We start from the raw sequence: 11,326 nt of genomic DNA on the forward strand, positions 1-11,326 counted from the left end.
GTCACTTTAGAGCGCGAATGGCCTCGTTCAGGTCAATCGCGCCATCATAGAGTGCACGGCCCGAGATGGCGCCATTCAGCTCTACGCCGCAATCGCGCAGGGCGAACAGATCGTCCAACGAACTGACACCACCCGAAGCGATCACCGGGATCGATACGGCGCGGGCGAGGGCGGCGGTCGCCTCGATATTCGGGCCCTGCATCGCGCCGTCGCGGTTGATATCGGTATAGATGATGGCCGCGACGCCTGCGTCTTCAAAACTGCGGGCAAGGTCTGTGACCTGCACGTCTGTTTCCTCGGCCCAGCCTTTGGTGGCGACCATGCCGTTGCGTGCGTCGATTCCCACGGCGACCTTGCCGGGGAATTCGCGCGCCGCTTCGCGGACCAGATCGGGGTTTTCGACCGCCACGGTGCCCAGAATCACGCGAGCGAGCCCCTTGCTGATCCAGGTTTCGATCGTTTTCAGGTCACGAATCCCACCGCCCAGCTGCGCAGGAACTTTACAGGCGGCCAGAATCGCCTCGACCGGAGCAGCATTGACCGGCTCACCGGCAAAAGCACCGTTCAGATCAACCAGATGCAGCCATTCGCACCCGGCATCGACAAAGGCTTTAGCCTGCGCCGCCGGGTCGTCATTGAACACTGTTGCCTTCTCCATTTCACCGCGCAACAGGCGCACGGCCTGGCCGTCTTTGAGGTCGATGGCGGGGTAAAGGATCATATCGGGCCTTCTTTCACTGTCATTGTGGCGGGATATCGCACAAGGCAGGTAGGGGATGCAACGCGACGCGGGGTCATAGTTGCTCACAGGCCGATATTCGGGACAGACTATGGGTGTAAAAGGGAGATTTCTATGAAACAAACGATCCTTGCCGCAGCAGTCCTGACGGCACTGGCAACCGTCGCGTCCGCTGATCCTGTAGATGGCATCTGGAAAACAGAGCCCGGTGATGACGGCGAATATCTGCACGTGTCGATTTCCGAGTGCGGCAGCGCAATCTGCGGCACCATCGATAGCGCTTTTGATGCGTCAGGCAACCAGGTATTGAACTACGAGCATGACGGCAAACAGATGATCTGGGACATGATTCCCGAAGGTGGCGGAGCCTATGACAACGGTAAGATCTGGGCACCGGACCGCGACAAGACGTATAACTCGAAAATGGCGCTGAGCGGCAACTCGTTGACCGTCAAAGGCTGTGTCGCGGGTGGTCTGATCTGCCGCGGCCAGACCTGGTCGCGCGTTCAGTAAGCCCTTATGGGGCCCAGGCTAGGAAGTTTCCGATCATGCGCAGCCCCACATCCTGACTTTTTTCAGGGTGGAACTGCATTCCAACCATTGTGTCACGGCCAATCACGGCCGTGACCTCCTGCCCATAGTCCACATAAGCCAGACGCTGCGCCGGGTCGGTGACCCGGAAGTGGTAGGAATGGACGAAATAGGTGTGATCGCCGGATTCCACTCCGTCAAACACCGGGTGATCGCTTTCCAGCACCAGATCGTTCCAGCCCATATGCGGCACTTTCAGCGCGCTGTCTGACGGTGCAATCCGCACAACATCGCCCGCAACCCAGCCCAGTCCGTCGGTGTCAGTGTATTCGTGGCCCGTTGACGCCATCAGCTGCATCCCGACGCAAATGCCCAGAAACGGGCGACCTTTTTGCTCCACCGCTTCAACCATAGCGTCGTGGATACCCTTGTGCCCACGCAGTTCGGCCGCACAGGCCGGAAAGGCTCCGTCACCGGGCAAGACTAACCTGTCGGCGCGCGCTACGACATCTGCATCCGAGGTCACAACAACCTCACCCGCATCCAATTCCCGCGCCATGCGCTGAAACGCCTTTTCGGCCGAGTGCAGGTTGCCGCTTTCGTAGTCGATGATCGCTGTCAGCATTTACAGCGCGCCTTTCGTGGACGGAATCGCATCCGCCTTACGCGGGTCGGTCTCGACCGCCAGGCGAAGGGCGCGGGCGACGGCCTTGAAGGCGGCCTCGGCGATGTGGTGGCTGTTGAAACCGTGCAGCTGGTCAATATGCAGCGTGACGCCGCCATGGGTGCTGAGCGCCTGAAAGAATTCGCGCACCAACTCGGTGTCGAACGTGCCGATCTTGGCTGTCGGCAGGTCCACGTTCCAGATCAGGAACGGACGGCCCGATAGATCCAGCGCGCAACGCACCTGTGCGTCATCCATAGGCAGATGGCATTCGCCGTACCGACGGATGCCTTTCTTGTCGCCCAGTGCTTGCGTCAGCGCCTGACCCAGCGCGATGCCGGTATCCTCGACCGTGTGGTGGTCGTCGATGTGATAGTCACCCTTGGCACGGATGGTCATGTCGATCAGCGAGTGACGCGCCAGCTGATCCAGCATGTGATCGAAGAACCCCACACCGGTCTGATTGTCATAGGTGCCGGTGCCATCCAGATTGACCTCGACGGTGATCTCGGTCTCGGCGGTCTGACGGCTGATCTTTGCGCTGCGCATGGGCGAATTCCTTTTGCTACAGGCGCGCTTATAGACGGGGTAGGGCGGCCATATCCAGAGCGCATGCAGCATTCGCCGCAATCTGTTGCAGGGGATTGCACCCCGGCCCGCCCCGTGCCAGCTTGCGAGCAACTCAAACCAACAAGGTCCGGCCCATGTCCACCTGCGTTTTCATCCAGATCCGCTGCAAACCCGGCACCACTTACAAAGTGGCCGAAGAGATCGCTCTGCGCGAAATCCACTCCGAGCTGTACTCGACCAGCGGCGAATACGATCTGTTGCTGAAGCTTTACATCCCCGAGGCAGAGGATGTGGGCCATTTCATCAACGAAAATCTGCTGGTGATTCCCGGCATCGAACGATCACTGACTACAATGACGTTCAAGGCGTTCTAACCCAGTTCAAACGTTGTCACGCCGAAGATCCGGCTTAGGTCGATATCCGGTTCGTGATCGGAATACATCCGCGCGGTTTCGAACACTTTGTCCAATCCCAGTTGATCGGCCATGGCGAATGCTGCCACATTGGGTTGCGGCATGTCGACAAAGACATCGTGATCGCGATGATCCACGGGAATGGCCGCCAAGAGGCTTGCCAGCAGCGCCTGCGCTATTGCGGCGTCGTCGGCAAATAGCGGGCCAACCTTGTAGCCCGTCTTGCAGGGGCGCAGGGTGGCATAGCCCCTAATCTGGCCACTTTCGGTATAAACCCGAGAGATATGGCTGGTGGCCCCCAGCCAGCTTTGCAGGAAGTTGTCGCGCGCCGCTGGAAACAGTTGGCGGTCATAGGCTTTGAGAGCGTCGCTGGCGGTTGACAGCGAGGCTACACCATTGCCCAGAACTTGCCCCAGCTTGGGCAGCACATCCCGAACCCGCGCGCCGAAGCGGTAGTTGTTGTAAGCAAATGTGAAGCCGGATTTGCGATAGTTGTCCTGCTGTTCGACCACTCCATCCAGCCCCATATTGCGGCCTTCGCAATGGGCCAGCGCGTGGCCTGCGATTTCAAGCCCGTGACCATGGCTGCGATATTCCGGTCGGACAATGTAGAACCCCAGAAAGGAAAACGCATCGTCGTAATTCACGGCTGAGACCGAAGCGACCATCTCCCCATCCAGAAACCCGCCCATAAATCCGTCGGGGTCTGTGGGCCTGAAACACTCGGCATCGTGGACCCCGGGGTTCCAGCCTTCGCGGCCAGCCCAGTCCACGGCTTGTTTGACTTCCGCCTCGGTCAGAGGGCGAATGGTGTAGTTGGACATAATAACATCCTGCAATCGTTAACGACCTCAGAATGACGCAACATCCCGCAAGACACCAGTAAAGTTTGAAAAAATGCTGTATCTGGAGCGGGCGAGGCGATTCGAACGCCCGACCCTAACCTTGGCAAGGTTATGCTCTACCCCTGAGCTACGCCCGCATCAGATACATATGTTTTGGTCCGGAGACCTCTCAATGGAGCGGGCGAGGCGATTCGAACGCCCGACCCTAACCTTGGCAAGGTTATGCTCTACCCCTGAGCTACGCCCGCGCCGTTGAGTGAGGAGGGATGTATAAATTCCCACGCGGGGCTGCAAGCGGAAAAATAAAAAAAAAGGAAAAATGTTTCGACGGAAATGCCGGTCTGACGTGTTCAAGTCATAGAGCGTTGCAAAACCAACAGGATGGAGCAGAGGATATGACGCGTATAGCAGACATGAAAATGGCGTTGTTAGCCGCATTGATTGTTTTGACATCTGCATTTTGCGTGCAGGACGGTGACCGGTTGGGCGAGGCGGAACCGGAGCTTATGAAAGCTCCGAAGATTGAAACACGCGTTCTGATGGGATGATCCCAGCGACAGCGGCTAAAGCGCCAGAACAAGGTTCGCGAGAGCGGCGACCAGAAGAGCCGTGAATGTCAGCACCATACCAAGCTGTCGAAAGATAACGATCTGCGGGGTTTTGCCGAACCCATAGGCATGCAGGACGCGCCCGGCCAGCAAACTCAGCCCCAGCAGATTGACGAGCAGGCCGCTTGCGCCCTGAAGCTCGACCATGGCGATCAGCAGCAGCGCGAACGGGGTGTATTCGACGAAGTTGGAATGGGTTCGGATCGCCTTGAGCATCTCGCTATTGCCAGAATCACCGTAAGAGATCTTGTGGCCACGGCGTTTAGTGATGACCCAACCGCTGAGAGCGATGTAGAGGAGCGCCAGGACGGCGGCGTAGATCGGTGTGATGGACAGCATGTTTTTCTCCCTGACGCATGAAAAGGGCCGCCCGGATTTCCGGGCGGCCCTCCAGTTGGAAGCTAAACTAGGTCGTTCATTCCAGTTCGACCAGTAGGTCCTTAGCGTCAATCTGACCGCCTGGCTGGACATGGACGGCCTTCACCACAGCGTCGCGTTCGGCATGGATGCCGGTTTCCATCTTCATCGCTTCGATGGTGAGCAGTAGATCGCCTTCTTTTACCTCCTGACCTAAAGTGACGCTGACAGTGGCCACAACACCGGGCATCGGAGCACTCACGTGGTTTGGGTTGCCCGCTTCGGCCTTGGGACGAGCCTGTGTGGACGCGGTCACCAATCGGTTTGGCACACGGATGACGCGGGGTTGCCCGTTGAGTTCGAAGAAGACTTTGACCTCGCCGTTCTCATCTGTCTCGCCAATGGCCTGACACCGGATTTCAAGCGTCTTTCCGGGGTCGATCTCGGCTGTGATTTCTTCACCCGGATTCATACCATAGAAGAAGGTGCGGGTAGGCAGAGTACGGACTGGACCATATGTGCGGTGGCGGCCCATGTAATCCAGGAAGACCTTGGGATACATCAGGTAGCCGTTCAGGTCCTCGTCATCGACCTCTTTGCCATCCAACTGCTTGGACAGATCTGCACGGGTGGCTTCCAGATCGACCGCAGGCACGTCCTTACCGGGGCGCTGGGTGTTGGGCGATTCGTCCTTTAGCACCTTCTTGATGATCGTGTCCGGGAACCCGCCCGGAGGCTGGCCCAGATTGCCGCGCATCATGTCCACGACCGAGTCGGGGAAGGCCACATCCGTTGACGGGCTTTCCACATCATCGCGGGTCAGGCCCTGGCTGACCATCATCAGCGCCATGTCGCCAACCACCTTGGACGAGGGCGTCACCTTGACGATATCGCCGAACATCTGGTTCACGTCGGCATACATTTGGGCGACCTCGTGCCAGCGTTCCTCCAGCCCCAAGCTGCGCGCCTGCGCTTTGAGGTTGGTGAACTGACCGCCGGGCATTTCGTGCAGGTAGACCTCGGAGGCTGGGGCCTGCAGGCTGGATTCGAAGGCGGCGTATTGGCCGCGCACCGCCTCAAAGTAATCGCTGATTTCGCGGATGGCTTTGATGTCCAGACCGGTATCACGCTCGGTATGGCGCAGCGCCTCGACCACGGTACCCAGCGTCGCTTGCGAGGTGTTGCCCGAGAAACTGTCCATCGCGCAATCCACCGCGTCCACGCCCGCCTCGGACGCGGCCAGAATGGTGGCGCTTGCGATGCCAGCAGTGTCGTGCGTGTGGAAGTGGATCGGCAGACCGACCTCTTCTTTCAGCGCGCGGATCAGGATTTTGGCCGAGGCCGGTTTCAGCAGACCCGCCATATCTTTCAGGCCAAGGATATGAGCACCTGCATCGCGCAGCTCTTTCGCCATGCCGACATAGTATTTCAGGTCATACTTCGAGCGATCCGGGTCTAGAATATCACCGGTATAACAAACGGTGCCCTCACAGATCTTTCCGTTCTCAACGACCGCATCCATCGCCACGCGCATATTCTCGACCCAGTTCAGCGAGTCGAACACGCGGAACACGTCGATATTCTGCGACGCCTGACGGACGAATTCCTGCACCACGTTGTCGGGGTAGTTGGTGTAGCCAACACCGTTCGCGCCGCGCAGCAGCATCTGGGTCATCAGGTTCGGCATCGCTTCGCGCAGGTCGCGCAGGCGCTGCCACGGGCATTCCTGCAAGAAGCGGTAGGCTACATCAAAGGTCGCACCGCCCCAGCATTCGACCGAGAACAACTGCGGCAGGTTCGCGGCATAGGTCGGGGCCACTTTGATCATATCGATCGAGCGCATCCGGGTGGCCAACAGCGACTGATGCCCGTCACGCATGGTGGTGTCGGTGATCAGCAGCTGGCGCTGCGCTTTCATCCAGTCGGCAACAGCCTGCGGACCTTTCTGTTCCAGCAGGTTGCGGGTGCCCATCTTGGGCTCACCCTTCAAAGCAGGTGGGCGCGCGTCTTTCAGATCGGCGCGCGGCATTGGGCGGTCTTTGGTTTCGGGATGCCCGTTCACGGTGATATCCGCGATATAGGTCAGAACCTTGGTGCCCCGGTCACGGCGTTTCTTGAAGGTGAACAGGTCTGGTGTTTCGTCGATGAATTTGGTGGTGTATTCATTCGACAGGAAGGTCGGGTGTTTCAGCAGATTCTCGACAAACGCAATATTGGTCGAAACACCGCGCACCCGGAATTCGCGCAGCGCGCGGTCCATCCGCGCAATTGCTTTCTCGGGCGTTGGCGCCCAGGCAGTAACCTTGGTCAGCAGCGAGTCATAATACCGCGTGATCACCCCGCCCGCATAGGCCGTGCCGCCATCCAGCCGGATGCCCATACCCGTGGCCGAGCGATAGGCAGTGATGCGGCCATAATCTGGGATAAAGTTGTTCAGCGGATCTTCGGTCGTTACGCGCGTTTGCAGGGCGTGACCGTTCAGTTGCACCTCATCCTGGTTGGCTTTGCCGGTGGCCTCAGACAGTGTCTTGCCCTCGGCGATCAGGATCTGAGCTTGAACGATGTCGATGCCGGTGACTTCTTCGGTGACAGTGTGTTCGACCTGTACGCGCGGGTTCACCTCGATGAAGTAGAACTTGCCGGTGTTCATATCCATCAGGAATTCAACCGTGCCCGCGCATTCATAGTTTACATGAGCGCAGATCTTGCGACCCAGTTCGCAAATTTCGGCCCGCTGTTCTTCGGAAAGATACGGTGCAGGGGCGCGTTCCACGACCTTCTGGTTGCGGCGCTGAACTGAACAGTCACGTTCGTACAGGTGATAAATCTCACCATGCTTGTCGCCCAGTATCTGAACTTCGACGTGGCGGGCGCGGGTGATCATCTTTTCCAGATACCCCTCGCCATTGCCAAAGGCGGCTTCGGCTTCGCGGCGGCCTTCCAGAACCTTTTCTTCCAACTCGTCTTCCGAGTTGATGGGGCGCATCCCGCGTCCGCCGCCGCCCCAGCTGGCTTTCAACATCAACGGGTACCCGATCTCGGCGGCTTCGGCTTTGATCGCGGCCATATCGTCGCCCAGAACTTCCGTGGCGGGGATAACCGGCACGTCAGCAGCGATGGCAACCTTGCGGGCACTCGCTTTGTCACCAAGGGCGCGCATGGTTTCGGCCTTGGGGCCGATGAAAGTGATGCCGTTCTGCACGCAGGCATCCACGAAGTCCGGATTTTCGGACAGCAGCCCATAGCCGGGGTGGATCGCGTCTGCACCGCATTCCTTGGCAACGCGGATGATCTCGTCAATGCTGAGGTAAGCAGCAACCGGGCCCATCCCTTCGCCGATGCGATATGCCTCATCCGCTTTGAAACGATGCAAGCCCAGCTTGTCTTCTTCTGCAAAGACGGCAACGGTGCGTTTACCCATCTCGTTGGCTGCGCGCATCACGCGAATGGCAATCTCGCCCCTGTTGGCAATCAGGATCTTTTTGAAGTCGGTCATTGTCGGTCCCGGTCTTTGTGGTTTGGCCGTGTTGATAGGCGGACAATACGTGCGCGTATATCAGTCGTTCTGGGTAGAACCGGCATGTTAACGCTCGCAAACGCCCTTTTGTGGCGCTTTCTTCATACACATGCTGCGGTGCAGCATCAATCCAACGTTAAAATTGGTGGGATTTCTTCCAGCGTTCGGGCTCCTAGTTGTCCCATATTGGCCTTCAGATCCTGCCGTAAAATGTCGATGACATGCGCTGGTCCCGCAGCACCAAGCGCAGCCAGGGCATACATAAAGCCCCGTCCCAACATGACAAAATCCGCTCCGGAGGCGCGCGCACGCAAGATATCGAGGCCGCCTTCAACGCCGCTGTCAAAGATAAGCGGTAAATCGGTTGCCTCACGAATGGCAGGCAGCACGTCAATCCCGGCAGGGGCGCCATCGAATTGGCGGCCACCGTGATTCGATACCCAGAGCGCGTCCACCCCCGCTTGCTTCAACGGCTCGGCATCTTCGGGGCGCATCACGCCCTTGACGATCAGCGGCCCGTCCCACGCATCACGCAGCCAGTGCACATATTCCATGTCCGGCGAAGTTCTGAGCAGGTAACCCACATGCGCCGTCGGAGGCAGGTTGCTTGAGTTGTCGGTATATTTGTCCAAAGTCCGCATACGCGGAGGCCCGCTGCGTGCCATGGCCATGGCCCAAGCTGGGCGTTGTGCGATCTGAGCCAGTAGCTTTGGTGTAAGCTTCGGCGGATTGGTCAGCCCGGAGCGTGTCTGCCGTTCTCGCCTGGACGCAACCGGAACATCTGCGGTCAGTACAAGGGTTGAGAACCCGGCTTGCCGAACTCGGTCCAACAGGTCGCGCCGGATATCCGGGTCTTTTGGCGGATACAGTTGAAACCACGCGTCATTGCCAAGATGCGGGGCGACATCCTCGGGGCTTTGGGCGGCGACATTCGACAGCGTGAAGGGCAGTCTGGCCGCTGCGGCTGCACGGGCCAGCAGTCCCTCGGCGTCCGGCCAGATCAGTCCCGCCATCCCGATAGGCGCGACGCCAACAGGCATAGGATAGGTGCGACCCAGAAATTCCACCTGTGTGTCGCATTCGATTGGGCCGTGCAGGATCGAAGGTGCGAACCCCAGGCGATCTAATCCGACACGATTCCTGCGCAGGGTCGCTTCGACTCCCGTGCCACTGTCCAGATATTCCCATACGAAATGAGGGATACGACGCTGCGCACGGCGTTTCAGGTCGGCTATGCCGGGGTAGAGGCTGTGTAAATCCATGCCGTTTGATCTGACCAAACGGGCGATTCGGCAAGGATTTTAAGGTTTTGCTTTGCCCAAAGCGGTTTTCACGGGACGAAGAGCTTCTGGTGCGTTCTGCGCATCGCCGGCCACCTGCACCTGATTGCGCCCTTTATCCTTGGCCGCGTATAGGGCGTCGTCCGCCGCGCGCATCAGATCCTGCGGCATTGCCCCATGGGCCGGATAGTGGGCCACGCCAACCGAAATCGTGATGCGCGGCAACGCCTTTTCACCGTAGCGTACCGTGACCGCCTCGACCGCCTGACGCAAGTGTTCTGCGCGGGTTACCGCATCCTCTGGGCGATTGTCGGGCAGGATCAACATGAATTCCTCTCCTCCGATCCGGCAGGCGACCTCGTCCCGGTCGCATCCTTGCTCCAGCGCCGAGCCAACCGCCCGCAAAACCATGTCACCCGCATCATGCCCATGGGTGTCGTTAAACTTCTTGAAATGGTCCACATCCACTGCAATCAAGCTCAGCGGGGCACCGGTCTGTTGGCTGCGGTTGATGGATTTGCGCAAAGTCTCTGTCATGTGTCTGCGATTGAAAAGCCCGGTCAGCGGGTCGCGGACAGATTGGTCATGCAGTTGATCACGCATCCGCACGTTGGCAATCGCCATACTGATCTGTTCGGCGCAAAGTTGAGCCAATTTCTTGCTGGAATGGAAGCAATCTTTACGCCCCTCCAACGCTCGCAAGTGCAGCAATCCGACGGTTTCGCCATGTGCGAGGATTGGAAAGCAGAAATACGGGCGACCATCATGCGGTTCGGCGTGCTCGCAGACGAAATCAATTTCGGACGCGCCGAACTCATAGGTGCGGCCGCGCCGCAGACCCCAACAGCCCTCGGGATGAATATGCGCCTTATGCTCGGCCCCGTTCCAACTGGCGCAGCCATCCAGCACATCGCGGGAGTTCGAATAAACATATACGCTCCCCTCGGCTTCGGGCAGGATATGCGTCATAAACCGTGAAACCATGTCGAAAAGCTCATCCAGAGACTGGCTGGATTGTAGCCACTCGTTCAATTCGCCCAGTAACCGAACTTCGCGGGCCAGGCGGAGTTGTTCATCCATCAATTGGCGCTCTTTCACCGCACGCCCGCGCAAGCTACGCATCTGTCGGCGGTTGCTGCGATAGACAACCAGCGTCACGATACTGAAGGCCAGAAGCGCAACAGCACTTAGAATGAAAAGCGACAAGCGAACGCGATCAATGAACAGATTTCGAACATCGGTGATGTCGGAATAGAATTCGATCGCGCCAAGAAACTCACCGTCGCGGATGATTGGCGTATAGATTTCGGCCACATGACGGGTTTCAGGACCAGAGGCGTGAATGGCCGTTCCTTCATAGTCGTCGACTTCGGTCAGAGGTTTTTCTTCGTGTTTGTAATAGATATTTCCCTGCCGGATAACGGATTGAAAATAGGGCTTGGAATTCACGGTTCCCACGTCCGCAGACCGGGTCGACCAGAACACGCCGCCATCCGCATTGAACAGTTTAAATCGGTAGATGTCCGAAGTCGCCGGCAACAGCTCGAGAAACTCCTGGTCATGAATTCCAATAGATCCCGTCTGGAACGTGGCTTCTACATCATTAAGATGAGAGGTGACTTGTTTGCCCAGTTGCGTTGCTTCTTTACGCAGGTCTGCTTCCAGCATCCGATCTACGACCGGCGTTGGTACCGCATAGATTCCCCAGCCGGACACCGCAGTCAGAGCCATCAAAGTCAATATGATGGCGGCCATTTTCAAGCGGGATGCCCCGGTTGTTTCTGTATTGGTTTCCATTTTCG

Annotated in this window: 11 protein-coding genes and 2 tRNA genes; 3 read left to right on the top strand and 10 right to left on the bottom strand. The window is 58.2% G+C overall.

The window, feature by feature from the left end:
* Position 1 precedes the first annotated feature (1 nt).
* The gene (gene hisA, locus ACR0DB_RS05420; RefSeq protein ID WP_170769187.1) at positions 2-721 is read right to left on the bottom strand and encodes a 1-(5-phosphoribosyl)-5-[(5-phosphoribosylamino)methylideneamino]imidazole-4-carboxamide isomerase; all 720 of its coding nucleotides are present in this window, start codon (positions 719-721) and stop codon (positions 2-4) included.
* Between the two features lie 132 nt (positions 722-853).
* On the opposite strand from hisA, the gene ACR0DB_RS05425 reads away from it, so the two are divergent.
* On the top strand, positions 854-1,252 hold the full coding sequence (locus tag ACR0DB_RS05425; protein WP_170769188.1) for a DUF2147 domain-containing protein: 399 nt from the start codon (positions 854-856) through the stop codon (positions 1,250-1,252).
* Positions 1,253-1,256: 4 nt separating this feature from the next.
* Here the strand turns inward: ACR0DB_RS05425 and hisH are convergent, their stop codons facing one another.
* Complete coding sequence (hisH, locus tag ACR0DB_RS05430) at positions 1,257-1,895, bottom strand: imidazole glycerol phosphate synthase subunit HisH (protein WP_170769189.1); 639 nt, start codon at positions 1,893-1,895, stop codon at positions 1,257-1,259.
* The gene (gene hisB / locus ACR0DB_RS05435) at positions 1,896-2,483 is read right to left on the bottom strand and encodes an imidazoleglycerol-phosphate dehydratase HisB (protein WP_170769190.1); all 588 of its coding nucleotides are present in this window, start codon (positions 2,481-2,483) and stop codon (positions 1,896-1,898) included.
* 155 nt (positions 2,484-2,638) lie between these two features.
* Between hisB and ACR0DB_RS05440 the strand changes: the two genes are divergently transcribed.
* Positions 2,639-2,878, top strand: coding sequence for an Lrp/AsnC family transcriptional regulator (locus ACR0DB_RS05440; protein WP_170769191.1), 240 nt, complete (start codon positions 2,639-2,641; stop codon positions 2,876-2,878).
* On the opposite strand, the gene ACR0DB_RS05445 is transcribed toward ACR0DB_RS05440, so the two are convergent.
* From ACR0DB_RS05445 to ACR0DB_RS05455, 3 genes are all read right to left on the bottom strand, one after another.
* The gene (locus ACR0DB_RS05445) at positions 2,875-3,741 is read right to left on the bottom strand and encodes a GNAT family N-acetyltransferase (RefSeq protein ID WP_170784086.1); all 867 of its coding nucleotides are present in this window, start codon (positions 3,739-3,741) and stop codon (positions 2,875-2,877) included. The genes ACR0DB_RS05440 and ACR0DB_RS05445 overlap by 4 nt on opposite strands.
* A gap of 83 nt (positions 3,742-3,824) precedes the next feature.
* Positions 3,825-3,899: transfer RNA gene (locus tag ACR0DB_RS05450), tRNA-Gly, on the bottom strand.
* A gap of 36 nt (positions 3,900-3,935) precedes the next feature.
* Positions 3,936-4,010: transfer RNA gene (locus tag ACR0DB_RS05455), tRNA-Gly, on the bottom strand.
* 18 nt (positions 4,011-4,028) lie between these two features.
* Between ACR0DB_RS05455 and ACR0DB_RS05460 the strand changes: the two genes are divergently transcribed.
* Positions 4,029-4,310, top strand: a complete 282-nt coding sequence (locus ACR0DB_RS05460) for a hypothetical protein (RefSeq protein WP_170784088.1) — start codon at positions 4,029-4,031, stop codon at positions 4,308-4,310.
* Positions 4,311-4,325: 15 nt separating this feature from the next.
* On the opposite strand, the gene ACR0DB_RS05465 is transcribed toward ACR0DB_RS05460, so the two are convergent.
* From ACR0DB_RS05465 to ACR0DB_RS05480, 4 genes are all read right to left on the bottom strand, one after another.
* Positions 4,326-4,709, bottom strand: a complete 384-nt coding sequence (locus ACR0DB_RS05465) for an MAPEG family protein (RefSeq protein ID WP_480549405.1) — start codon at positions 4,707-4,709, stop codon at positions 4,326-4,328.
* A gap of 76 nt (positions 4,710-4,785) precedes the next feature.
* Positions 4,786-8,223 (bottom strand): pyruvate carboxylase, encoded by a 3,438-nt coding sequence (locus ACR0DB_RS05470; RefSeq protein ID WP_480549407.1) that lies wholly within the window; start codon positions 8,221-8,223, stop codon positions 4,786-4,788.
* Between the two features lie 146 nt (positions 8,224-8,369).
* Positions 8,370-9,506 carry an alpha-hydroxy acid oxidase gene (locus ACR0DB_RS05475; RefSeq protein ID WP_480549409.1) on the bottom strand — a complete coding sequence of 379 codons (1,137 nt, stop codon included), beginning with the start codon at positions 9,504-9,506 and terminating at the stop codon, positions 8,370-8,372.
* 39 nt (positions 9,507-9,545) lie between these two features.
* Positions 9,546-11,321, bottom strand: a complete 1,776-nt coding sequence (locus ACR0DB_RS05480; protein ID WP_480503175.1) for a sensor domain-containing diguanylate cyclase — start codon at positions 11,319-11,321, stop codon at positions 9,546-9,548.
* Between the last annotated feature and the right edge of the window lie 5 nt (positions 11,322-11,326).

The sequence above is a fragment of the Ruegeria sp. AB6 genome, from assembly GCF_056542685.1.